Raw genomic sequence first — 25,505 nt, 5'->3', positions numbered from 1 at the left:
TTCGCGGTAGGAGGCAGTGCCAGCTGCCGAACGCCCCGATGAAACGGCACTCACCCGCTCTGCCGACTCCTGTCGGGATCCCGGGAGGCCCTGCCGAACGGGGCTTCCCGGGATCCCAAGCCGCGCTTAAACCGTGCTATCGACCTTCAGGGAATGGTCGCCCAGCAGGCCATTGATGATGGCCGAGTTGTTCTGCAACCCCACTACCATCCCATTGGCGTCGGTGCTCACGTTATAGGCCTGGGCCAGGTTCACATGTTGCAGCTCGATGCTCTGGACAGCGGCGCCTCCAGCGGTGGTGCTGATGTCGATGGTCGAGACCAGGCTGTCGCCGCTGCCGCTTACCTTGAAGCTGAGCAAGCCTTCCAGGTCACTGTGGCTGGCGTCCCCCAGCAAGGCTCCAAGATCAAGAGTATCGGTACCTAGCTGGAAGTCAGTGACCGTGTCCGTACCGCTGTCGCCCGCCTGCCAGACGAAGGTATCCGCTCCAGCGCCACCGCTGAGCGTATCGTTGCCGCTCCCCCCGATCAGCGTATCGGCCCCGGCGCCGCCGTACAGTTGGTCATTTCCCTTGCCGCCTTCCAGGATGGTGGCGCTATCGCCGGCGTGGAAGATGTCGTCGTAGTCCGACCCGATCAGATGCTCGATGCTGTTCAGAGTCTGCCCGCTGGCCCAGCCCCCCGTGCTGCCATCGCGCAAGTCCACGGTCACCGCGCTGGTGGCCGCGGCGTAGCTGGCGGTATCCGTGCCCTCACCGCCGTCGAGCAGCACGGTGTGGGCGCCAGCGATCAACAGGTCGTCGCCCGCGCCACCATGCAGCTCCTGGGTGTCGGTGTCACTGGCTACCAGCGTATCGTCCGCCTCGGTTCCGTTGACCACGGCAACGCTCGCCGCCTGTGCCTCGACCAAGGCGCTGCTGTGCGCGGTTGTCTCGGCCAGGGCGGTGTCTGTGGTGGTGGCCGTCGCGGTCGATGCCTGGGCCTGGCTGTAGTCCAGCGTCAGGTTGAGGTCATACGCCTCGGTGCCGATGGCCGCGTCGGTGTTGGTCAGGGTGATATGGTAGGTGCCCGCGGTGGTCGCGGTGATGCTGTTGTCGCTGACCGCCACGGCGCTGCCATCGTCCAGGGTGTAGGTGGCCGTCACCGCCCCCGTGTTGATCGCAGCGGAGTCCAGCACCAGGGTTTCGCCCTGGCGCAGGGATACGCTGATCGTGTCACTGGCAGTGGCCGAGTGAGCGACGCCCAGGGTACCCGTGATCAACAGTGCCGCGGTCAGCGCGACGGTATTGGCGTAGAACTGCGCTCGCTGCACGTCCAGGCTGGTGCCGCTCACTGCCAGGGTAGCGGCACTGGTAGCGGTGAAATCCGCCGCCAGGCTGGCGGACGCCTCGCTGCTCTGCGCGCTGGCGACCGCACTGGCGGTAGCCTGCGGGTTCACGTTCACGGTAAGGGTAGAGCTGGCGCGGTCACCGTCATTGTCGACCAGGGTATAGCCGAACTGCTCGGTGTAGCTGTTGCTGTTGTTCGCGGCAACGTACTGGTACTGGCCGGTTTGCAGGTTGATGGCGAAGGTGCCGCCCCGGCTGGTTTCCACCGTCAGCGCGCCGCTGGTGCTGTCGAAGCTCCAGGTGCTGCCGGCGCTGCTGGCGCTGACCGCGCTGGCGCCATCGAAGGTGTAGGTCACGCCATCCACGCTGACGGACAGCACATGGCCACCGTCCACGCCGAACTTGGCAACACTGGTCAGGGTGCCACTGGCTGAACCGCCGGTCACTGTCCCGCTGAGTACCGCCGACAGCTGCGAGAGATCGCTGACCACCACCGGCGCCGTGTCCGTGCCTGTGGTGCCATCGTAGGCGATCGGGTCCAGGTAGATAGCCTTGGCGCTCGGCCCAAGGCCGATGGCATAGGACTGGATCTGGTTGGCATCCAGGAAACTTTGCCAGGCCGCCTGCTCCGTGCTGTCAATGCCGTCGCCCAAGGCGGTATCGGTCTTGTTGCCGGATTGGCCATTGCCGGTCTTCGGACGGTCGTCCGACAGCGTCGGGTTGCCGTCGGAGAGGAAGTAACTGACGTTCTGTGCCCCGGTCAGCTTGCCAGCGGTGGCCCAGGCCTGTTCAGCGCCAGCCAGGGCGTAATCGTAGTTGGTGCCGCCACCATTGGTCAGGGCATCGCTGTTGATCAGCGCCTTGGCTTCAGCCACCGTCATCCACTGGGTGCTGAGCACGTTCTCATGGTTGTTGAAAGTCACTACCTGCACCCGCACATCGCCCAGATTGTCGTACTGGGTCAGTAGCTCGGTGATCGCCTGCTTGGCCAGGTCCAGACGGCTGAGCCCATTGACCTTCGAATCATTGCCCATGCTGTTGGAGATATCCAGCACCACCAGGACGTTGCTATCGACAGTGGACGAGGCCACGCTTTCGGTAATGGGCGCGGCGACAGGGTTGTCGTCCTCGATGCGCACGTTGAGCCAGGCGGTGCCCGAGTCGCCATCGCTATCGGTGGCCACCAGCTTGAAATCCTCGGACAGTTCGCTCTGCCCGACATTGTGCTGCTGCGCCTCGGACAGGGTATAGCTGTAGCTCACTACGCCGGTGCTGGCATCGTAGCCCGTGATGGTCAGGGCGTTACCCAACTGACCGGTGATGGTCACCGGCAGGCCGGTGGAACTGCCACCGATGACGTCCACTCCATCGATGGTCAGGGTGGCCAGGCCATCCCTGGTATCGAGGGTAAAGGTGCCGGTGCGGGTCAGCTCGGTGGCATCGGGATCGCTGCCGCCTGGCAGGTTGGCCTCGTAGACGCGCTCCTCGCCGCCGTCCACGCCCAGCCCGATGAAGGTCACCGGATCATCAGGGTTGGTGACATTGACGGTAAGGGTCGTGGTTGCCGTATCGCCATCGCTGTCGATCACCGAATAGCTGAAGACATCGGTGCCGTTGCCGACGGTCGCATTGCCGGCGAGCAGATCCCGGTAGGCCTGGCTGGTGGTGTCCAGGGTATAGGTATAGCTGCCGTCCGCGGCCAGCACCAGGGTGCCATAGGTGCCAACGTAGGTGCCGGCATTGGTGACCGGGCTGGCGATGGCATCGGCCCCCAGGGCGTCGTTGCTCAGCACGTTGCCACTGACCACCGAGGTGGTGTCGTTCACGTCGGCGGTGTCAGCGACGGCAACAGGGTTATCGTCCTCGATGCGCACGTTGAGCCAGGCGGTGCCACTGTCGCCGTCGCGATCCGTAGCGACCACCTGGAAGTCTTCGGATAGTTCGCTTTGCCCTTGGTTGTGCTCCTGGGCAACGGAAAGGGTATAGCTGTAGCTGACCACACCCGTGGCGGCGTCATAGCCGGTGATGGTCAGCGCATTGCCCAGCTGGCCGGTAATGGTCACCGGCAGGCCCGTGGCAGTGCCGCCGATGACATCCACGCCGTCGATGGTCAGGGTGGCCAGACCATCCCGGGCGTCCAGGGTAAAGGTACCGGTACGGGTCAAGGCGGCTGCGTCCGGATCGCTGCCGGTACTGAGGTTGGCCTCCAGTACGCGCTGCTCGCCTCCGTTCTGCCCGAGATTGCGGATGATCACTGGGTCATCCAGGTTGGTCAGGTTCAGCGTCAGGGTCGCGGTACTGCTGTCGCCGTCGGAATCGCTCAGGGTATAGGTGAAGGTATCGCTGGCCGAGCGCCCGCCATAGAGGGCATCGAAGGCGGCCCCGGCGGCATTCAGGGTGTAGGTGTAGCTACCGTCGGCTGCCAGCACCAAGGTGCCGTAGGTACCCACGTAGGTGCCAGCGGCTACGCCACCTCCGGCCACCGCGTCCGCGCCCTGGGTATCGTTGGCCAATACGTTTCCACTGACGCTGGTCAGCTGCTCGGTGGCCGTCACTGCCTGGGCATCACCCACGGCGGTTGGCACGTCGTCCTGGATCACAACGTCCAGGCTGCCCGTGGCGGCCGTACCGTTGCTGTCCACCGCAGTGACGGTGAGGCTTTCGCCCAGGGTGTTGGTACCGTCCCCGGCTGGATGCTGCTGATTGCCGACAAGGGTATAGGTGTAGGTCAATACCCCGGTGGTGGTGTCGAAACCCGTAACCGTGAAGAGGTTGCCGTCGGCGGTGGTGAAGGACTGCCCTATACCCACGACCTGGCCGGCGCGTACCACGTCCAGGGTTCCGATGAGCAGGCTCGTCAAGCCATCGGCCGCCGTCACTGTGAAGCTGCCGCTTTGGGTCAGCGCGGCCGCGTCCGGGTTCGACCCCGTGGCCAGGTTCGCCTCGTTAACGCTCACCTCGCCCCCGGCCACGTCCAGCCCGCCCAGCACGACCGGGTTATCGGGAGGCAGTACCGGAGCCGCCGCAGCCAATGTCACCAGAGGCGGCAGGTCCGGATCGGGAAATTCAGGCGTGGCGGCCAGGCCAGCGGTAGGAAAACCGACCGTCGGCGCAACGGCGCCCCCTACCTCGGTCAGCAATACGAAGCTATGCCCCCCGCCGCCACTCGGGACCCCGGTGACGCCCGTACCTGTCGGGCCGGCCGCGGTCGGCTCGGAAGCCAGGGTCGGGTCGACGCCCGCGGCGATGGCCTGCTGCAAGGCATTGACGTCATCCAGGGCGGTGTCGGCGATACGGTCGCCCTCGACCTGGATGTCCGGGGCCTGATGATGCAGCAGCCCTTCGTTCAGAACCAGCGCGCTGCCACGGCCCAGGGCCAGCTCCTGGCCGTTCTGCAGATGCACGGACACGGCACCGCCAACGCCGGTATCCAGCTGCTCGCCCGCATAGAGACGATCACCTTCCACCAGAATGCGACGGGTGCCATCACCGGCGACTGCGAATACCTGCCCAATAACTTTACTGACGACACCGATCAAGGTTGCCATTGCCCACTCCTCCATTGCTTCTCAGCACCAGGCCGTTGCGCAAAGGAGACAGGAGATGTGCCCCGGAGTTCATGACCGGCTGGCGAATTGCTAGCTTCGACCATGGCAAAGCGCCATTTTTTTGCGTAAGGTACTGAACGAACGCAGTACGATTACGCTCTGAGACGCTTTGTATCGAACATGAAAGCGGAAAACCGCCCTGCGGACTGCGGTGACAGAAAACCGCCACCCTCACAATTGCCCAAAATCCTTCTGGAGTACGACCCGCCGATCCCTTTTCACGCTTCTCGACTACTCCCGGTAAACTATCCGGAGGCCGCCCCATGCGGCACTTCCAGCGATTCCGGCATAGCTAAGATGAACCCAAAGGTACGGCGCTTCATAAGTTTATTTGGCGATAAGTGTTATGAAAAAAAGTTCTTAACGATCCGGAATTTTCTTTGTATCTCCAGTGTTAGGATCCGTGCACGGAATTATAAGAAAATTCGCCAAAAAAATGGCGACTGCCAATATTCAGGGACAGGGAGAAGTACATCGATGCGCATTTTAACCCCCATCTGCAGCGCGGTATTGTTGGCGATAGGGGCCTCCCAAGCCCACGCCATGACGCTCCAGGAGGCGATCCAGAGCACGGTGGACACCCACCCTGAATTGCAATCGAACATCAACAGCCGGCTCGCCGCGGATGAGGACGTCAAGGTTGCCCGGGGCGCTTACCTTCCCAGCGTCGACTTCGTCGGCGGCTATGGCCGCGAGAAGACAGATTCGCCCACCACCCGCGCCCAAGGCGGTCATCACAAGGAGCTGCTGACCTACACCACCTCCGAACTGCGCCTGCGCCAGATGCTGTTCGATGGCTCCAGCGCCACTCGCGAAGTGTCTCGCACCGAGGCGGTTTCCACTTCCCGCGCGTTCTATGTTCAGGGTGTGGCCCAGGACCTGGCCCTGCGCGCCGTGGAGGTTTACCTGGAGGTGCTCAAGCGGCGCGAGCTGGTGGACCTGGCCAAGAACAACCTGCAGGCTCACCTGCGGGTCAACGACCAGATCGGCCTGCGCACCGAACGCGGTGTGGGCAGCACCGCCGACAGTGATCAGTCCCGCGCCCGTCGCGCGCTGGCCGAGAACAACTACCAGACAGCCCTGGTCGACCTGGCGGACGCCGAAGCCAATTTCTTCAGCGCCACCGGCCGCATGCCCGATGAACTGGAGGCCCCGGCATCCATCCGTGGCGAACTGCCGGCCGATATCGCCGAAGCACGCCAGACGATGATCGACGCCAACCCCTACCTCAAGTCCGCGCAGGCCGATGTACAAGCGGCCGAGCAGCAGTACGAGGGGGCCAAGTCGCAGTTCTACCCACGGGTGGACGCCGAGGTGGCGGTAGGCGCCAATGACAACATCTCCGGCGAGGAAGGCCATGCCAACGACTGGCGCGCCGGTGTCGCCGTCAGCTACAACCTGTTCCGCGGCGGTAGCGACAAGGCGCGCCTGCAAGGCGACGCGCATCGCATCAACCAGGCGATGGACATTCGCAACAATGCCCTGCGCAGCCTGAACGAAAACCTGTCCCTGGCCTGGAATGCCATGCTCAACGCCCGCCAGCAGGCACCGAGCGCCCGCGAATATGCCGAGACGACCACCAAGGTGCGCGCGGCCTATCAGAACCAGTTCGGCCTGGGCCAGCGTACCCTGCTGGACCTGCTCGACAGCGAAAACGAACTCTACAACGCCAACCGCCGCTATACCGAAGTGCGTTATACCGAGGAGTATTCGATGTACCGGGTATTGGCGAACATGGGTGAGTTGCTGCCAAAGTCCAGGATCGTGCTGCCGGCAGAAGCCGTGGCCAAGACGGATGTGAAGAGCGAAGCGCGGTTGCCTGAAATGCGTTAAGCCAGACCGGCGCCAGGGTTCGCCCGCTGGCGCTGGCCCCTACCGGAAACCGGGGTAACCCGGAAACTGGCGAGGGTAATGACGAATGCGGCCTAAGGGCATGCCAGCATTCGCCAGCCTTTGCGGGTTCAGCCCACCAGGCATGGATCGATCACCAGCACCACCTTGCCGGTGATCTGATTGCTGGCCAGTTCGGCGAAGGCTTCCTCGGCTTCGCCGATAGGGAAGGTCCGGGCGATCTGGGGGTTGAGACGTTTTTCCGCGAACAGTGGCAGCACTTCCTGGCCCAGCTCGCGAAGGAGTTCGGCCTTGAAGCTGTCGTCACGGCTGCGCAGGGTGGAGCCGATCAGCTGTATGCGCTTGCCCAGCATCAGCCCCATGTCCAGCTGGGCCTGGCGCCCGCCCATCACGCCGATCAACACCCAACGGGCGTCCTGCGCCGCTACCTGAAGATTGAGCTCTGCGTAACTGGCGCCGACCGGGTCAAGGATGACATCGAAGGGCCCCAGGTCCTTGAGCCCATCCAGGCCGATGTCGCGCACCACCCCACCCTGGGCGCCGAGCTGTTCGCAGTAGGCCAGGCGCCCGGCCGAGCCGACCGTCACCCAGGTAGGGTTGCCGAAAGCCTTGCACAGCTGGATCGCCGCCGAGCCGATGCCACTGGCGCCGGCATGCAGCAGAACCTTCTGGCCGGGCTTCAGGGCGGCCAGCTGGAAGAGGTTCAACCAGACCGTGCCATAGACTTCCAGGATACCCGCGGCCTCGATCAGGGTCAGGCCTTCCGGCACCGGCAACACATGGCGGGCGTCCACCACCACCTCCTCGGCCATGCCGCCGCCGGCCAGCAAGGTACAGACCCGGTCTCCGACGTTGAGGGACACACCCGCCCCCACTTCGGTGATGATCCCGGCGCATTCAAGCCCAAGGACTTCGCTCGCGCCGGGCGGTGGCGGGTAATGCCCGGCCCGCTGCAGCAGGTCGGCCCGGTTGAGCCCGGCGGCCGCCACGCGTATGCGCACCTGCCCCACATCGCACGTCAAGTCCGGGTACTCGGCCCATTCCACATGCCCTTCCACGCCTTGCAATGCCTTCACGCTGCCTCCATAGTTCACTCAGACTGAGCCCCGCGCACTGACGCGGGGTTTTTTGCATAATGTGACCCAAATACCGGGCTACCGCATGAACAGGATTTAATGTAGTAGCCCTGGAACCGGTCCATTCAAAGACGGCCTAATATGCGTGATCAATTGTCCCCTCGTCGAATGAGCATGAAGCAACTATTCCCCGGCACCGCCCTGGCGTTAGGCATCAGCCTCAGCCTGCTGTCAGCCCCAGGCTTCGCGGCCAACAGCTGGAACAGCCTTCAGCCTGACCGCGACGAGGTGATCGCCAGCCTCAACGTCGTTGAACTGCTAAAGCGTCATCACTACAGCAAGCCACCGTTGAACGATGCCCGTTCGGTCATCATCTACGACAGCTATATCAAACTGCTCGATCCTTCGCGCAGTTATTTTCTCGCCAGTGATATTGCCGAGTTCGACAAGTGGAAGACCCAGTTCGATGACTTCCTCAAGAACGGTAATCTCGACCCTGGCTTCACCATCTACAAGCGCTACCTGGACAGGGTCAAGGCTCGCCTGGACTACGCGCTGGACCTTCTGGACGAAGGCGTGGACAAGCTCGACTTCAGCACCAACGACACGCTCGAGGTGGAGCGCAAGGATGCTCCCTGGCTTACCAGCAATGCCGAGCTGGACGATCTGTGGCGCAAGCGTGTCATGGACGAGGTGCTGCGCATGAAGCTGGCGGGCAAGGATTCCAAGCAGATCCAGGAAACCCTCACCAAGCGCTACAAGAATCAGCTGGCCCGGCTGGACCAGACCCGCGCCGAAGACATCTTCCAGGCGTACATCAATACCTTTGCCCAGTCCTACGACCCGCACACCAACTATCTGTCGCCGGACAACGCCGAGAACTTCGACATCAACATGAGCCTGTCCCTGGAAGGCATCGGAGCGGTGTTGCAGAGCGACAATGACCAGGTGAAGATTGTCCGCCTGGTACCGGCCGGCCCCGCCGACAAGACCAAGCAGGTAGCCCCTTCCGACAAGATCATCGGCGTAGCCCAGGGCGACAAGGAAATGGTCGATGTCGTCGGCTGGCGCCTGGACGAAGTGGTCAAGCTCATTCGCGGGCCCAAGGGTTCGGTGGTGCGCCTGGAAGTGATCCCGCACACCAACGCCCCCAACGACCAGACCAGCAAGATCGTCTCCATCACCCGCGAGGCAGTGAAGCTCGAGGAGCAGGCGGCGAAGAAGTCGGTATTGCACCTGAACCAGGACGGCCGCGACTACAAGCTCGGGGTGATCGAGATTCCGGCCTTCTACCTGGACTTCAAGGCCTTCCGCGCCGGCGACCCGGACTACAAGTCCACCACCCGCGACGTGAAGAAGCTGCTCAGCGAGCTGCAGAAGGAAAAGGTCGACGGGGTGGTCATCGACCTGCGCAACAACGGTGGCGGCTCCTTGCAGGAAGCGACCGAGCTGACCAGCCTGTTCATCGAGAAAGGGCCGACCGTGCTGGTGCGCAACAGCGACGGCAAGGTAGACGTACTCGAAGACGAAAACCCGGGCGCCTTCTACAAAGGCCCCTTGGCGTTGCTGGTCAACCGCCTCTCGGCCTCGGCGTCGGAAATCTTTGCCGGCGCCATGCAGGACTACCACCGTGCATTGATCATCGGTGGCCAGACCTTCGGCAAGGGCACGGTACAGACCATCCAGCCCCTGAACCATGGCGAGCTGAAACTGACCCTGGCCAAGTTCTATCGCGTTTCCGGGCAAAGCACCCAGCACCAGGGCGTGCTACCGGACATCGCCTACCCTTCCATCATCGACACCAAGGAGATCGGCGAGAGCGCGCTGCCTGAAGCCATGCCGTGGGACACCATCAAGCCTGCGGTCAAGCCTGAAAGCGACCCGTTCAAGCCGTTCCTGGCTCAGCTGAAGGCCTTGCACGACAAGCGCACCCAGGACGACGCCGAGTTCGCCTATATTCGCGACCGGCTTGCCCTGAGCCAGAAGTTGGCGGAGCAGAAAACGGTGAGCCTGAACGAGGCCCAGCGTCGCGCCGAGCACACCAGCATCGAGGCCCAGCAACTGGCGCTGGAAAACGCGCGTCGCAAGGCCAAGGGCCAGGAGCCGCTCAAGGAGCTGAAGAAAGAGGAGGAAGATCCGCTCGCTGGCGCTCCTGACGACAGCAAGCCGGAAGAAGACGCCTACCTGGCCGAGACCGGGCGCATCCTTATCGACTACCTGCGCCTCAATACCCAGGTGGCGAAACATTGATAAGCCCGCGTTAAAGCCGGATGAATGATGGCTTTTAGTCATCATTCTGTCATGCAACTGTCGTGAAATAGCAAGCCGGGCTCAGGCCCGGCTTTTTCTTTTGCGGCATCGGGGCTCGCATGACCATCACCGAACAGCTCGGCGCCCTAAAGGCCATTCTGGCCCAGGGCAGCGTCCATACCCTCTTCCAGCCCATCGTGTCTTTGGCCGAGCGTCGCCTGCTCGGCTACGAAGCCTTGACCCGGGGCCCCTCCAACAGCCCACTGCACTCACCGCTGAATCTGTTCGCCGTAGCCCGGCAAACCGAGCACCTCAGCGAGCTTGAAGTGCTGTGCCGGCAGACCGCATGCCGTTGTTTCAGCGAGCAGCGCTTGCAGGGCAAGCTGTTTCTCAACGTTTCGCCGGAATCGCTGCTCGAACCCGTTCATCCTTCCGGGCTGACCCTGCAGTTGCTGCAACGCTATGGCCTGTCGCCGAGCCAGGTGGTGATCGAGCTGACGGAGCAGACGCCCACCGATGACTTTCAGTTGCTGTCACGGGCACTGCACCATTACCGCGCCATGGGCTTCACCATTGCCCTGGATGACCTTGGCGCCGGCTATTCCAGTCTGCGTCTGTGGTCCGAACTGCGTCCGGACTATGTCAAGATCGACCGGCATTTCATCGAGGGCATTCATCAGGACGCCCTCAAGCGCGAGTTCGTCGGGTCCATCCTGCAGATCGCTCGCCGCTCCCGCGCTCAGGTGATCGCGGAAGGCATCGAGCAGGTGGAAGAACTCACAGTGCTCAGCGAGATGGGCGTGGACCTGGTTCAGGGCTACCTGATCGCGCGCCCTCAGGATCGCCCCGTGCGTGATGCCAGCGCCCTTCTGCCTCGGGTTGAAACGGCGCCCGTATTGGCCGAGGAAGGCCGCGACCTGCGAGACCTCCTGTTATCCCAGGCCGCGGTGCGCGCCGATGTTCCCATCGCCAAGGTGCTGGAGGCCTTCGGCCTGCAGGCCAACCTCAATTCCATGGCGGTGCTCGATGAGCAAAGCCGACCGTGCGGCATCGTGCATCGTCACTCGCTGTCCGACGCCTTGCTCAAACCATTCGCCACCGAACTGCTCGCCCGAAAGCCCATCAGCCGCCTGATGGGTGAAGACTTCCTCGCCGTGGAAATGGGCCAGTCGTTGCAGCAAGTGAGCCGACTGCTCACCAGTCGCGCGCGCCAGCGCATCGAGGAAGATTTCATCATCACCGAGGGTGGGACCTACCAGGGCATGGGCCGGGTCATCGACGTGCTAAAGCTCATCACGGAATTGAAGATCGAACAGGCTCGCTATGCCAACCCCCTCACCCTGTTGCCAGGCAATGTACCCATCCGCCAGTGCCTGGAGCGGGCTCTGTCCCAAGGGCGGGAAGTTGCCGTGTGCTACATCGACATCGACAGCTTCAAGCCCTTCAATGATCTTTATGGGTATAGCCGCGGGGATGAGGTGTTGCTGGCCCTGGCTCACTGCCTGAACGAGCGAGTGGACCCAAGCCGGGACTTCCTGGGGCATATCGGTGGCGACGACTTCATGCTGGTACTGGGCTCGGGGGACTGGCAGCCGCGGCTGGACCGGCTGATCGAAGACTTCACCCAGCAATGCCGCCGGTTCTATCGCAGCGAGCACCTGGCAGAGGGCAATTTCGTTTCCCACAACCGTCAAGGGGTGCGTCAGATCTTCCCGCTGCTATCCCTGTCCATCGGCGTGGTTCATGTCAGGGCCGAAGACTGCCATGCCCTGAATGCCGAAGACCTGGCAGCGAAAGCCTCCGAGGCCAAGCACAGAGCCAAGGAGATGGAAGGTTCGGCGGTGTTCATGCAGCCGGCAAATTGGGCGGGTATCCCGCTGTAGCAGCCGGCCTTGGCCGCGACCAAATCTGACACCGTGCCACGCCCTGTCGCCGCCAAGGCGGGCTGCTACGGGAATGTGGGATTTCAATCAAACCCGGAAACAAATGCTCTGTGAGCGCGTCGGCGTTCAGGCAATACCCTTTCTGGACATCCGCCAAGGAGGCTCACCATGGCTTATCGCACTCATACGCTCAGGCGCGGTCGTTTTTCCGAGATTGGCCGCGCGTATCTGATTACCATCACCACGGACAAGCGCCTCGCGCGCTTCATGGACTGATTTCAGGCCAGGCCTGCGTGCTGGCTGGCCCTGTAGCCCGCTCTTGGCGGCGACGGAGCATGCTGGTCGTACAGGACCCGCGCCGCCAAGGCCTGCTACGAGGGGTCGGCGTGGTGGGCCCCTGGATAGCTGTACTCGAATACCCGCGCCACTTCGGAAGCATGCCAGGACGCGGCGGCCACGCCATCCACCGGGCCGGAAAACCGACCCAGGCGCTCGACGCACTCGAAAAAACCGGTCCGTGGCAGGCGGCTGGCGCCCTGACTGATCACCAGGGAGCTGCGCAAGGGCTGTTCGGCCCGGGCATCGAGCATGGCCAGATGTTCCAGGGCAGCGGTAAGTGTCTGCATGGCGGGGGTGGGCAGTTGCAACCGCTCCAGTAGCGCGCGATAGGTAAGCAGGTGCCGCTGGCGGCGCGCGACGTCAAGCTCGCTCAGTAGCTCGTCCCAGTGCTGTCGGCTGATCCTCACCGGCATCCTTCGCCCTCCGCGTCCGGGATGGCGCATGGCGCGACGACGCGCAGCGCGCGTTCCGGTTGAGCGACCTGTGCTTGACCTGGGAATGTCATTGAAACCCTCCTGGAAACCGGCCAGCGGCCCGATGACGACAGAAGGGATCATCTTAACAGCGCCGACGCTGGCGAGGAGCCCCACGCAGCGCCGGGCCGACATACGTGACTGTCGCCCCCTCAGGAACGGCCCAGGTATTCGCCTTCCAGAGGCGCGACCTGCTCGGGTACGCGCTCGGCCACATTCAGCGCTTCCGGAGTTTGCCGGGAACGCCAGGCGCGGAAATGTTCCAGTTCCGCCTGGACCACGCGCATCACGAAGCCCAACACGGCGATATCGTCGAGCATGCCCACACCGAGCAGCCAGTCCGGCACCGCGTCGATCGGGCTGACGAAATACAGCAGGCCGGCAACGATGGAGAACACGGCCTTGGTGCTGACGGCTCGGTATTCTCCGCGCCAGTAGGCTAGGCACAGGGCTTGCAGCAAGGCTATATCCTCTTTCACCTGGCCCAGGCGTTTGCCGCGCATCTTGCGGGTCACGGCAATGGCCAGGGCCGGAAGCCGACCACGGGCAACCAGGCGCTCGGCCAGGGGAAGAAAGCGGGTGAAGCCAAAGGGTGCCTTCATGAAGCCTCCGGACAGGTCTGAAGGATATCCACAGTTTTTGTGGATAACCATGTGAACAGTGGCGCTGGATCGGGCTACAGGCCCCAGCGCTCAAGGGTCAGGGTCGAATCGGCGTTTTTTCGTTCACATCTCGTTGTAAACGAACGCCCATAACAGGGCCGTGAAATGGATACAACCCCTCTGGATTCTGACTTGCCGCTAGGCTGAGGGTTCGCTTCCATACGCCGCCAACGCATGCCAGACCCTGAAACGACAACGCCCCGGCAGGCGGGGCGTGGTCGACAGCGAACGGCTTACTGCTTCTTGGCAGCGGCGTCGTCTTCAGGCGCCTGCTCGGCGTCCTCGTTCCCGGCCGCCTTGGCCGGGTCCTTGATACCGATCAGTTCCAGGTCGAATACCAGCACCGAGTTGGCCGGGATGGTCGGGCTTGGGCTTTGCGCGCCGTAGGCCAGGTCGCTCGGGATGAACAGCTTCATCTTCTCGCCCACGTGCATCAGCTGCAGGCCTTCCACCCAACCGGGGATCACGCCGCTGACCGGCAGGTCGATGGGGCTGCCGCGCTCCACGGAGCTGTCGAACACCTTGCCGTCGATCAGCTTGCCAGTGTAGTGGACGGTCACCACGTCGGTGGGCTTGGGCTGCGGGCCGTCGCCTTTCTGCACGATCTGGTACTGCAGGCCGGAGGCGGTGGTCACCACGCCGTCCTTCTTGCCGTTTTCTTCCAGGAACTTCTTGCCGGCGGCCAGGGACTCCTCGCTCATCTTGGTCATCCGCTCCTCCGCGCGCTTCTGCAGCGCGGCGAAGGCCTCGACCAGCTCCTCGTCCTTGAGTTTCTGCTCCTTCTTGCCTACCGCGTCTTCGATACCCTGGGCCACCGCCTTGGAGTCCAGGTCATCCATGCCTTCCTGGGCCAGGCTCTTGCCCATGTTCAGGCCGATCCCGTAGGACGCCTTCTGGGCAGGGGTTTTCAGCTCGACGCTGCTGGTTTGCTTGTCGCAACCGGCGAGAACCAAACCTACCAGGGCGATCGCAGCCGCCAACCGATGCTGTTTCATGCTGTTTCCTTGTGTGGGGCGCCATACGAAGGGCGGACGAATAAAGCCGCGAGCTTAGCAGGCGGGCCAGACCAAAGGCTATGCCATAGGAGAGGCAAAGGTCCGATAAGTTCAAGCTACCAAAGGATTTTCCCCTTGGCAGCTGAAATTTTGTTTACCTCTCAGGCACGGTTTTCCTCGCCGTCCCGATAGCCCGCCGCTACCTCGCGAACAGCGTCGCAGAGCCATTGCCCCGGCAAGGACAACGGCAAGGCCGCATTGCTGCAGATGCCCACGGAGCCCCCAGGTTCGCGTACCCCCAAGCGCAGCTCGCACAGCTCGCCTTGCTGGACGTCACTTAGCACTGCATCCCGCGGAGCCACCCAGATGGCATCGCTGGCCAGAACATAACGACGGCTCAGGGTTGGCGAGAGGGTCTCCAGGCGCTGGGCAGAGGGCGCAATGCCGCATTGCACGAACAGGCTGTCGGCATGCTTGCGGATGGTGGTACCGGCGAGCGGCAGCACAAGGGGGAACGCGGGTATCCGGCCAACGTCCGTGGTACCTGCTCGCAAGAGCGGATGACCTGGCCGTACGACCAGGGTCATGGCCTCGCTGTACAAATGCTCGAAGGTCAGCCCCTGGATCTGCGGATTGTCGGCCACACGGCCGATGACCACGTCCAGCTCCCCGACATGCAACTGCCCCAGCAAGTAGGCGCCCGGCCCGGTGGCCACGCTTACCACCAGGGAGGCATGACGCTCGTGCAACAGACTCAGCACCTGGGCCATGAACTGGCTCTCTACTGTCGAAAGGACGCCCACCCGCACCAGTGGCGGTTCATGGGCACTGTCTCGCAAGGTACTGACGCCATCGCGCAGTGCCTGCACACAAGGCCCGGCGTAGCGCATGAAACGCACGCCGGCGGGCGTCAAGGCCACGCCTCCTTTGCTGCGCTCGAACAGACGCGCCTGCAGGAGCTCCTCGAGCTCCTTCAGCGTCTTGGAGATGGCCGGCTGACTGATGGAAATCGCGTCGGCCGCCTTGGCGAAGCTGCCGTGACGGGCGATTTCCAGGAAGCACAGCAGGTGCCGGAATTTGATTCGGGTATCGAGATTCATGGCGCCGATTCTACTCGGATCGCCATGCCTGGAGTCGAAACCTTATCCTGGTCCTAGCTTGCGATCTCCACCCGTCCCTGACGCAGCCTCACTGGCCAGGTACTCAGCATCTGGGCCGGGTCTTCCAGACAACGCCCGTCGCGCAAGCTGAAATGCTGCTTGTACAAAGGCGCGGCGACCACGGGCTCGCCACTCAGGTCGCCGATCAGGCCACGACCGATCACCTGGGCGCCTGAGCGCGGGTCGCGGTTGTCCACGGCATAGAGTTCGGTCGACTGCCCCGGCAGGTAGAAGAGCGCGACCTGGCGACCCTGGTGCCAAGCCACCACCCCTGAAAACGGCACCAGGTCCCATTCCTGGCAGAGGGTGATCCATTCGGGTTCGACGGATTCGATACGGTTCACGGCGTTCATCCCAGCACCTCCTCGGCAACCTGGACAGGGATCAATGTGACTTCATCCGCACGGGCAGGCCGGCGCTGGCCGCGCTCGCGCACGAAGCGCAGGCTCGGGTCGTCGCGATGCTCGTTGACGAAGGTGCGGAAGCGCTTGAGCTTTTCCGGGTCTTTCAGGGCATTGGCCCATTCGCATTCATAGCGATCCACCACCAGTTGCATCTGTGCTTCCAGTTCATCGCCCAGCCCGAGGCTGTCGTCGATGATCACGGCCTTGAGGTAGTCCAGCCCGCCTTCGAGGCTTTCGCGCCAGACGGAGGTCCGCTGCAGCTTATCTGCCGTGCGGATGTACAGCATCAGGAAGCGGTCGATGTAGCGGATGAGGGTCTGGTCATCCAGGTCAGTGGCGAACAGCTCGGCATGGCGCGGGCGCATGCCGCCGTTGCCGCACAGGTAAAGGTTCCAACCGTTTTCCGTGGCGATCACGCCCACGTCCTTGCTCTGGGCCTCGGCGCATTCCCGGGTGCAGCCGGATACGGCGAACTTGAGCTTGTGGGGCGAGCGCAGGCCCTTGTAGCGATCCTCGATGAGCAGCGCCATGGCGACGCTGTCCTGCACGCCGTAGCGGCACCAGGTGCTGCCTACGCAGGATTTGACCGTGCGCGTGGACTTGCCGTAGGCATGCCCTGTTTCGAAGCCAGCGTCGATCAGCTCTGCCCAGATGTCAGGCAGTTCGTGAAGCTGGGCGCCGAAGAGGTCGATGCGCTGCCCCCCGGTGATCTTGGTATAGAGATCGTATTTCTTGGCCACCGCGCCGATGGCGATAAGCTTGTCCGGGGTAATCTCGCCACCGGGAATACGGGGCACCACTGAATAGGTACCGTTCTTCTGCATATTGGCCATGAAGGTATCGTTGGTGTCCTGCAGCGGCACCAGCGAAGGCTCCATGATGGGCCGGTTCCAGCAGGAGGCCAGGATAGAGCCCACCGTGGGCTTGCACACATCACACCCAAGGCTGCCGCGGCCATGGCGGGCATGCAGCGCCTCGAAGCTCTCGATACCTTCTACCCGCACCATGGCGTAAAGCTCCTGGCGAGTGTAAGGGAAGTGCTCGCACAGGCTCTTGTCCACGGCGACCCCGCGGGCGCTGAGTTCATGCTCGAACACCTGCTTGAGCAAGCCGGCGCAACCGCCGCAGCCAGTGCCTGCCTTGGTCTGGCACTTGAGCGCGCCAAGGTCGCCACAGCCCCCGTCGATGGCAGCGCAAATGGCGCCCTTGCTCACGTTGTGACACGAGCATACGGTCGCGGTGGCAGGCAAGGCATCGGCACCCAGCAGCGGTGCCGCTTCGCCCCGGGGCAGGATCAGGCTGGCAGGGTCGGCCGGCAATGGCAGGCCATTCTGGGCGTACTGCAGCAAGGTGTCGTAATAGCTGTTGTCGCCGACCAATACGGCGCCGAGCACCTTTGTGCCGCTGGCATCCACTACCAGACGACGATAGCTGGCGGTGGCCTCGTCGATGAAGCGGTAGCTGCGAGCTCCTGGAGTAGCTGCGTGTGCGTCGCCGATGGAGCCCACGTCGACCCCCAGCAGCTTGAGCTTGGTGGACATGTCCGCGCCGCTGAAGCTGCCGCTTGCGGTTTCGGTCAACAGGCCGGCCAGGTTGCGCGCCATGGTGTAGCCAGGGGCGACCAGGCCGAACACCATGCCGCCCCAGGCGGCGCACTCGCCGATGGCGAAGATGGCTGGATCACTGGTGCGGCAGTCACTGTCGATCACTACCCCGCCCCGGGGCCCGATCTCCAGGCCGCACGCCCGCGCCAAGGCGTCCTGAGGCCGGATACCGGCGGAAAAAACGATCAGGTCGGTTTCCAGGCATTCGCCGCCGTCGAAGTTCATCCGGTAGCGATAGGCCTCTCCGGCTTCCACGCACTGGGTAGCGCGAGAAAGATGTACGCCTACCCCGAGGGCTTCGATCCGCGCGCGCAAGGCAGCCCCGCCTTCGGCATCCAGTTGCACTGGCATCAGTCGCGGCGCGAACTCCACCACATGCGCTTCGAGCCCAAGTGACTTCAATGCATTGGCCGCCTCCAGTCCCAGCAATCCACCGCCAACCACCACGCCTCGCCGCGCGTTGCAGGCAGCCGCGCGGATGCGGTGGAGGTCACCCAAGGTTCGGTACACCAGACGGGCGTCACCCTCGCAGCCGGCAATGGGCGGCACAAAGGGGTAAGAGCCCGTGGCCAGCACCAGGCGGTCATAGTGGTACCGGCCCTTGTCAGTGATCACGGCACGATGCACCCGGTCGATCTCGAGCACCGTCTCGCCGTGGTGGGCCTGAATGCTGTTGTCCCGGTAGAAGCTCTCGCCATTCATGGCCAGGGTTTCGGCATCCTTGCCGGTGAAGTATTCGGACAGGTGCACCCGGTCGTAGGCGCGCTGGGGCTCTTCGCCAAAGACATGGACGTCGAAGCGCGCGGTGGCGCCATGCTGTACCAACTGTTCAAGCAGATGGTGGCCAACCATGCCGTTTCCGACGACGATCAGTTGTTCACGCGGCGTGTGGGTCAAGATCGAGTTCATAGGCTGCCTCGCTTGGCTAAAAACAGAAAGGCGCCTGGAGCCCAAGAGAGCTCCAGGCGCCTTTGCCTGGTATTCACGGTATGTGTTGTAAGGGAGCCGCGTTGCTCACCACCGCCATGCCGGTCGGCTTTGACCGCATGACACCCGGGCGCTGCGCCGGGTTTGTTGATACCGACTTTGCAACGCCTGTGCCAATCCATAACCAGTTGATTTAACTGGTTTTCTATAAACTTTAGGTAGTCTTGGATGACCCAAGGCGGTGCATGGACATTCAACAGTCCCGGTTATAGGGCATCAATAAACGTCTCGCAGATAGCGATGTTCGCGCCCCAGCGCGCTTAGGTAATCGTCGGCCCGGGCCGCGCTCAACCCCCCGAATCGCTGAATCACCTCTCGCAGGGCCGCATGCACGTCCTTGGCCATGCGCTGGGCATCGCCGCATACATAGAAGCTGGCGCCCTCCTCCAACCACTGCCACAGGCGCGCGCCCTGCTCCAGCAAGCGGTGTTGCACATACACTTTCTCGTCCTGGTCGCGGGAAAACGCGGTATCCAGACGAGTCAAGTGCCCGCTGCGCAGCCAGCCTTCCAGTTCTTCCCGGTAGTAGAAATCGGTGGCGCGGTACTGCTCGCCGAACACCAGCCAGTTACGGCCCTCGGCTCCTTGGGCCTGACGCTCGTGGAGAAAACCGCGGAAAGGGGCCACGCCAGTGCCTGGCCCTACCATGATCACGGGGGTGTCAGGATCTTCGGGGATATGAAAGCGCGCCGATGGCTGAATGAACAGCCGCACCTGGCTGGCGCTGGCGCGGTCCGCCAGGTAGCCCGAGGCAACCCCATGGCGGGGCTGCTGGCCATACCGGTAGCGCACCGTGGACACAGTGATCTGGACTTCGTCCGGAGTATGCGCGGCGCTGGAACTGATGGAGTAGAGCCGAGGCTGCAAGGGCTGGAGCAGCGGCCGCAGCTCCTCGACGCCAGGGCGCAGGTTGTAGGCCTGCAGGAGATCCACCAATTGACGGCCCCACAGCCAGCCCTGCAGTTCGGTCTTGTTCTCGGGCGCCAGCAGCCGTTGCAGGTGTAAATCCCCGCTGGCGCTGGCCACCCAGGCCAGCCATTGCGGGGTGACCCGGCTGATATCCAGATGCAAGCGCAACGCCTCGGCCAGGGGCAGCGAACCCTGCTCCAGGTCCCAGCTTGCCTGGCCATCCAGCCCTAGGCTGATGAGGAACTCCGCCACCAGCGCGGGGCAATTTTCCGGCCAGATGCCAAGGGCATCTCCGGCTTTATAGGTGAGGCCCGAGCCACTGAGGTCAAACACCAGCTGCCGAGTTTCCTTGGTCGCCCCCGGGCCGCTGAGCAGCCGGTTGTGCAACAGGCGCGTGCTCAGAGGGTTACAACGGTCATAGCCTGCTTGTCGGGGTTGCTCGGCGATCGGCACGGGCATCGTCAGGGGCAACTCCAAGGCCAGGGCCTGGCATAGCTGGCGCAGCCACTGCCCCGATCCGGCGCTGTCGCCACCATGGCAGTCCTGCCGGGGCACCAGCGCGGTGGCACCCAAGGCTTGCAGTTGTCCGTCCAGGCGTCGTCCAAAGCCGCAAAAGGCGTCGTAACTGGGATCACCCAAGGCCAGCACGGCATAACGAAGGTTGGCCAACGCTTCTTCATTCTGCAGCGCGGCCCAGAAGCTCGCGGCGTTATCCGGCGCCTCGCCGTCGCCGAAGGTGCTGGTCACCAGCAGGGCGAGGCTGGCCTGGCGCAAATGCGCCGGAGTCACCTCATGCAATCCTTTGAGCTGCAAAGGCAGGCCTTGTTGCGTCAGCTGAGCGCCGAGGCGCTCGGCCAGCGCCTGAGCCGTGCCCGTCTGGGAACCCCACAGCAGCAAGGGTTGACCTTCAACAGGCGCCACCTCCGCTTCGCCCAGCCGCTGTGCCGGCGGCCCCACACGCTCCAGGCGCACCGCCGCGAACTTGAACGCCGGTTGCAGCGAGTCCGCGTCCACAGCGTCCTGGGTCAGGGCATTGACAGCCAGGCCTTCGCCATGGACATCGCTCCAGTGGAAGGGCGCGAAACAGTTGCCCGGACGTACTCGGTCAGAGACCAGAGCCGGTAGCTCGGCCTGGCCGCGGCGGGTCGACAGACGCACACGGTCGCCCTGCGCGATGCCTAGGGCCACCGCATCCTCGGGATGGATTTCAACGAAGGGCCCGGGGTTGAGGCGATTCAGGGCCGGGACCTTGCCGGTCTTCGTCAGGGTGTGCCACTGATGCTGCAGGCGCCCGGTGTTGAGTACCCAGGGAAACGCTTGGTCAGGGCGCTCCACGGATGGCAAGTGTGGTCGTGCCAGGAAACGCGCCCGCCCGGTGGGCGTCGGGAAGCGCAGGCCCTCAGGGTCCAGATAACGGATAGGGTTGCGCCGGATGCCGGTTGACTGTACCGGCCACTGCACAGGGCCCTGGCGCAACTGCTCATAGTCAGTGCACCCCAGATCGTAGCCGGTCTGCGGGTTGGCGAAGCCGCGGATTTCCTCGAACACCTCGGCGGCGTTGGCGTAGCTGAAGTGAGCGCCATAGCCCATGGCGCAGGCCACCCGGGCGATCAGTTGCCAGTCCGCCAGGGCGTCGCCGGGGGCTGTTACCGCCTGCGCCGCCAGGGTAAGGTTGCGCTCGGAGTTCACCATCACCCCGTCGGCCTCGGCCCAGAGCGCGCCAGGCAGCAGAATATCGGCATAGGCGTTGGTTTCGGTATCGAGGAAAGCGTCCTGGCTGATGACCAGCTCAGCGGCTTTGAGGCCTTCGATCACCCGGTTGCGGTTGGCGACACTGGCTACAGGGTTGGTACAGATGACCCAGCAGGCCTTCACCTCGCCTTGGGCCATCGCCTCGAACAGGCCAACCGTGCCTTCGCCGCTCTCGGTACGCAGGTGACCGCTCGGCAGCCCCCACCGGGCTTCGCTGAAGGCGCGATCCGCGGCGACCAGGGCTGAGCGCTGGCCTGGCAGGCCAGGCCCCATATAACCCATCTCGCGCCCACCCATGGCGTTGGGCTGACCGGTGAGGGAAAACGGCCCGGCGCCTGGGCGGCAGATCGCCCCCGTGGCCAGGTGCAGGTTGCATAGAGCGTTGGTATGCCAGGTACCCTGCACGCTCTGGTTCAAGCCCATGGTCCAGCAGCTCATCCAGTTAGGATTTTCACCAATCCAGCGCGCCGCCAGGCGCAGGTCTGCTTCCGCCACCCCGGTGATGGCGGCTACGCGCGCGGGGGTGTAGTCCGCGAGGAACTCGGGCATGGCCTCCCAGCCTTCGCAGTGTCGGGCGATGAACGCCTGATCGACGCGCCCGTCTTCCAGAAGCAGGAACAGCAAGCCATTGAGCAGGGCCAGGTCAGTGCCGGGCCGAACCTGCAGGAAGAGGTCGGCTTTTTCCGCGGTGGCGGTGCGCCGGGGGTCTACCACGATGAGCTTCGCCCCGGCCTTGCGCCTGTCGAGCAGGCGCAGGAACAGGATCGGATGACAGTCGGCCATGTTCGCCCCGCTGACGAAGAAAAGGTCGGCGTGGTCGAAGTCATCGTAGGCGCCTGGCGGGCCATCCGCACCCAGGGACTGCTTGTAGCCCGTGCTGGCACTGGCCATGCACAGCCGCGAGTTGGATTCGATATGGCGAGTACGGATAAACCCCTTGGCGAGCTTGTTGGCCAGGTACTGGGCCTCGAGGGACATCTGCCCGGAGACATAGAGCGCCACGGCATCCGGGCCATGGGTATCGATGATGTCGCGCAGGCGTTGGGCGCACTGCTCGATGGCGGTTTCCAGCGCCACGGCGGTCGCGGGTGATGACCGGTTCGGCCGGGCCCAGGCCTTGTCCAGGCGTCCAGGGTCGATCAGCGGCATGTGGGCGGTCATGCCCTTGGTACAGAGCCGGCCCTTGTTACTCGGGTGGGCCGTGTCGCCACTGACAGCGATGATGCGATTGTCTTCTACGGTCATCACCAGCCCGCAGCCAACCCCACAATAGGGGCAAACGCTGCGTACGGTTGCCTGGGCCATTGCCGTGTCTCCTTCGCCTGAACGCAAAAAGGCGCCGGTTGCCCTCGCCTTTCAGCGGAGCAACACGGCGCCTTTGTCGTGACTGCAGCCTGCGTTGGCTGCGTTTGCGAAGGAGGAATGCAGGTTTTGGGCCAGGGCCGCCGAGGGTGGGCGCTAGCGAATAGCCCTAGAGGCAGCACCGGATGCGCCAGTTTCGCTGGCTAACCGTGGAAAAGCCAGGGCAGCTAACGCATTGCGCCTGGTCACAGAGCCCTTTCGCTAGCTGACGCTAGCTCCCACTGTGATGGCCTCGCTGTCCAACGAAACTCGCCGGCCCTGCGGGTGGCTGGAGTACCAGGTCGGTCTGGCATGCACGCAATTGGCGCAAGATAGGCTTATCTCGCACGACTTCGGTTCAGCGCGGAAAAAAAAAAGCGACCCGAAGGTCGCTTTTTTGGTGCTGGAAACGGTTCAGGCGTTCCCAGCGAGATATGGCGCAGCGGACGGGACTCGAACCCGCGACCCCCGGCGTGACAGGCCGGTATTCTAACCGACTGAACTACCGCTGCGTGATGAATCAGGCTTTCGCCCAAGGTGTAACGGCTGACCGAAGCGGGGTGTGCTCCGATCTCAAGCTTGTAGGCAACCAAACCTGGAATAAAAATGGCGCAGCGGACGGGACTCGAACCCGCGACCCCCGGCGTGACAGGCCGGTATTCTAACCGACTGAACTACCGCTGCGCGTCGGTGGACTTTCGTCCGCTCTAGAATCAGAGCACTTCGAAGTGGTGGGTGATGACGGGATCGAACCGCCGACCCTCTGCTTGTAAGGCAGATGCTCTCCCAGCTGAGCTAATCACCCGTGTACTGCGTCGAAGTGGTGCGCATTTTGGACAGGAGGCGCATGTAAGTCAATACCCTGCTTGAAGTTTTTTTCAAAACCTCAAACGTAGATCATCTTGCGGGTCATGCCGCCGTCGACGACCCACTCCTGCCCGGTGATGAAGCCAGCGTTCACCGACAGCAGCCAGGACACAGCGGCGGCGATATCCTCCACCGTGCCGACGCGCCCGACCGGGTGCTGGGCATGATCCTGCTCGTCCAATGGCGCAGCCCGACGCTCGCCGGGGTCTCGCGCATCGACCCATCCGGGGGAAATGGCATTGACCCGGATTTCCGGGCCGAGACTCACGGCCAGAGCATGGGTCAAGGCCAGTACACCTCCCTTGCTGGCGGCATAGGCCTCGCTGTCGGGCTCGGATTGATGAGCCCGGGTCGAACAGAGATTGACAATGGCACCGTTGCGCGCCCGCAGGTAAGGTGCGCAATGACGCGCCAACAGCATGGTGCCTGTGAGATTCACGTCCAGCACCCGGCGCCACCGAGCCAGCGGCAGGCTTTCCAGCGGACCGTTATGGGACGTGGCCACGGCGGCATTGCAGATTAGGGCATCGAGGCGACCGAAACGCGCCAGGGCCTCGGCGACACCGGCCACTACCTGTTTTTCGTCGGCCACGTCCATGCCGACGAAGGTAGCGCCCTCCCCGAGGGAGTCCGCCACCAGGCGGCCGCGCTCCACATCGATGTCACTGAGCACCACTTTCCAGCCTTCCACCAGCAACCAGGCCGCGATGCCCAGGCCTATCCCGCGCGCGGCGCCGGTCACCAGTGCCACCTTGGCGTCTCTGAAGCCGCTTCCAACGATTTCCATGGGTATCACAGCGCCGCGAGGCCTCGAGCCATGTCGGCCTGAAGGTCAGCCAGGTCTTCCAGGCCCACCGCCACCCGGATCAAGCTGTCACTGATGCCTGCGGCTTCACGCTCCTGGGGTGACAACCGGCCGTGGGAGGTGGTTGCCGGATGCGTGATGGTCGTCTTGCTGTCGCCCAGGTTGGCAGTGATGGATACCAGTCGAGTCGCGTCGATGAAAGCCCAGGCACCGGCCTTGCCGCCCTTGACCTCGAAACTGACCACGCCGCCAAAACCGCCGCGCATCTGCTGCCGTGCCAAGGCATGCTGGGGATGACTCTCCAGGCCTGCATAGTGCACCCGCTCCACGCCCGGCTGGCGTTCCAGCCATTCGGCCAGGGCCTGGGCATTGGCGCAGTGGGCGCGCATGCGCAGGCTCAAGGTTTCCAGCCCCTTGAGGAAAACCCAGGCATTGAACGGGCTGAGGGAAAAGCCGGCGGTACGAACCACGCCGACCATTTCCTTCATGTGTTCCGCGCGTCCGGCCACCACGCCGCCCATGCAGCGCCCCTGGCCGTCGATGAACTTGGTCGCCGAATGCACCACGATGTCGGCGCCAAGCGTGAGCGGCTGTTGCAAGGCCGGCGTGCTGAAACAGTTGTCCACCACCAGCAGCGCGCCCTTGGCATGGGCCACCTCGGCCAGCGCGGCGATATCCACTAGTTCCGCCAGGGGGTTGGAGGGAGATTCCACGAACAGCAGGCGGGTATTGGGTTTGATCGCCCGCTGCCACCCGCCTACATCGGCCAGCGGTACGTAGTCCACTTCGATACCGAAGCGCTTGAAGTATTTGTCGAACAGGCTGATGGTCGAACCGAACACGCTCTGGGAGATCAGCACGTGATCTCCCGCGCTGCACAGCCCCATGGCCACGCCCGTGATGGCCGCCATGCCGGTGGCGAATGCCACCGCCTGCTCCGCCCCCTCCATGGCCGCGATGCGCTCCTCGAACGAGCGCACTGTGGGGTTGGTATAGCGCGAATAGACGTTGCCAGGCACCTCTCCGGCGAAACGGGCCGCCGCGTCGGCGGCGGTGCGGAACACGTAGCTGGACGTGAAGAACAGCGGGTCGCTGTGCTCGCCCTCCGGCGTCCGATGCTGGCCGGCGCGCACCGCCAGGGTGTCGAAGCCCACGCCGTCGAGATCACTGTCAAGGCGTCCTGCGTCCCAGTCCTGGCTCATGGCCTGCTCC

14 protein-coding genes and 3 tRNA genes are annotated in these 25,505 nt (G+C 63.6%); 3 read left to right on the top strand and 14 right to left on the bottom strand.

Going from position 1 to position 25,505, the window contains the following annotated elements:
* Positions 1-126 precede the first annotated feature (126 nt).
* The gene (locus ACP691_RS04330; RefSeq protein WP_426153873.1) at positions 127-4,875 is read right to left on the bottom strand and encodes a retention module-containing protein; all 4,749 of its coding nucleotides are present in this window, start codon (positions 4,873-4,875) and stop codon (positions 127-129) included.
* Positions 4,876-5,412: 537 nt separating this feature from the next.
* Here ACP691_RS04330 and ACP691_RS04325 point away from each other — a divergent pair.
* Positions 5,413-6,768, top strand: coding sequence for a TolC family outer membrane protein (locus ACP691_RS04325; RefSeq protein ID WP_426153875.1), 1,356 nt, complete (start codon positions 5,413-5,415; stop codon positions 6,766-6,768).
* A gap of 128 nt (positions 6,769-6,896) precedes the next feature.
* On the opposite strand, the gene ACP691_RS04320 is transcribed toward ACP691_RS04325, so the two are convergent.
* Entirely contained in the window at positions 6,897-7,862 is a 966-nt protein-coding gene (locus ACP691_RS04320; protein ID WP_426153877.1) for an alcohol dehydrogenase catalytic domain-containing protein, read from the bottom strand.
* A 174-nt stretch (positions 7,863-8,036) separates the two neighbouring features.
* Here ACP691_RS04320 and ACP691_RS04315 point away from each other — a divergent pair, with 174 nt between their 5' ends.
* Positions 8,037-10,112 carry a carboxy terminal-processing peptidase gene (locus ACP691_RS04315; protein WP_426153879.1) on the top strand — a complete coding sequence of 692 codons (2,076 nt, stop codon included), beginning with the start codon at positions 8,037-8,039 and terminating at the stop codon, positions 10,110-10,112.
* Positions 10,113-10,231: 119 nt separating this feature from the next.
* Positions 10,232-11,995, top strand: coding sequence for a bifunctional diguanylate cyclase/phosphodiesterase (locus ACP691_RS04310; protein ID WP_426153881.1), 1,764 nt, complete (start codon positions 10,232-10,234; stop codon positions 11,993-11,995).
* 371 nt (positions 11,996-12,366) lie between these two features.
* Here the strand turns inward: ACP691_RS04310 and ACP691_RS04305 are convergent, their stop codons facing one another.
* From ACP691_RS04305 to ACP691_RS04250, 12 genes are all read right to left on the bottom strand, one after another.
* Complete coding sequence (locus tag ACP691_RS04305; RefSeq protein WP_426153883.1) at positions 12,367-12,747, bottom strand: hypothetical protein; 381 nt, start codon at positions 12,745-12,747, stop codon at positions 12,367-12,369.
* 212 nt (positions 12,748-12,959) lie between these two features.
* Positions 12,960-13,409, bottom strand: a complete 450-nt coding sequence (locus tag ACP691_RS04300; RefSeq protein WP_426153885.1) for a YkvA family protein — start codon at positions 13,407-13,409, stop codon at positions 12,960-12,962.
* A gap of 293 nt (positions 13,410-13,702) precedes the next feature.
* A complete protein-coding gene (locus ACP691_RS04295) occupies positions 13,703-14,464 on the bottom strand; it encodes an FKBP-type peptidyl-prolyl cis-trans isomerase (protein ID WP_426153887.1) in 762 nt (253 codons plus the stop codon).
* 161 nt (positions 14,465-14,625) lie between these two features.
* Positions 14,626-15,564, bottom strand: coding sequence for a pca operon transcription factor PcaQ (gene pcaQ, locus ACP691_RS04290; RefSeq protein ID WP_426153889.1), 939 nt, complete (start codon positions 15,562-15,564; stop codon positions 14,626-14,628).
* 53 nt (positions 15,565-15,617) lie between these two features.
* The gene (gene nirD, locus ACP691_RS04285; protein WP_426153891.1) at positions 15,618-15,977 is read right to left on the bottom strand and encodes a nitrite reductase small subunit NirD; all 360 of its coding nucleotides are present in this window, start codon (positions 15,975-15,977) and stop codon (positions 15,618-15,620) included.
* Positions 15,974-18,541 (bottom strand): nitrite reductase large subunit NirB, encoded by a 2,568-nt coding sequence (gene nirB / locus ACP691_RS04280; RefSeq protein ID WP_426153893.1) that lies wholly within the window; start codon positions 18,539-18,541, stop codon positions 15,974-15,976. The genes nirD and nirB overlap by 4 nt, the downstream gene beginning before the upstream one ends.
* 294 nt (positions 18,542-18,835) lie before the next feature.
* Positions 18,836-22,585 carry a molybdopterin-dependent oxidoreductase gene (locus ACP691_RS04275; protein ID WP_426153895.1) on the bottom strand — a complete coding sequence of 1,250 codons (3,750 nt, stop codon included), beginning with the start codon at positions 22,583-22,585 and terminating at the stop codon, positions 18,836-18,838.
* Between the two features lie 471 nt (positions 22,586-23,056).
* Positions 23,057-23,133, bottom strand: a tRNA-Asp gene (locus ACP691_RS04270).
* Between the two features lie 95 nt (positions 23,134-23,228).
* A tRNA-Asp gene (locus ACP691_RS04265) sits at positions 23,229-23,305 on the bottom strand.
* A 45-nt stretch (positions 23,306-23,350) separates the two neighbouring features.
* Positions 23,351-23,426: transfer RNA gene (locus tag ACP691_RS04260), tRNA-Val, on the bottom strand.
* 81 nt (positions 23,427-23,507) lie between these two features.
* Positions 23,508-24,275 carry an SDR family oxidoreductase gene (locus ACP691_RS04255; RefSeq protein WP_426150193.1) on the bottom strand — a complete coding sequence of 256 codons (768 nt, stop codon included), beginning with the start codon at positions 24,273-24,275 and terminating at the stop codon, positions 23,508-23,510.
* A 5-nt stretch (positions 24,276-24,280) separates the two neighbouring features.
* Positions 24,281-25,495 (bottom strand): O-succinylhomoserine sulfhydrylase, encoded by a 1,215-nt coding sequence (locus tag ACP691_RS04250; RefSeq protein ID WP_426150192.1) that lies wholly within the window; start codon positions 25,493-25,495, stop codon positions 24,281-24,283.
* Between the last annotated feature and the right edge of the window lie 10 nt (positions 25,496-25,505).

Source organism: Pseudomonas sp. DC3200b2, assembly GCF_049895785.1.
Taxonomy (GTDB): Bacteria; Pseudomonadota; Gammaproteobacteria; order Pseudomonadales; family Pseudomonadaceae; genus Aquipseudomonas; species Aquipseudomonas massiliensis.
This window is presented reverse-complemented; position numbering and strand designations above follow the sequence as displayed.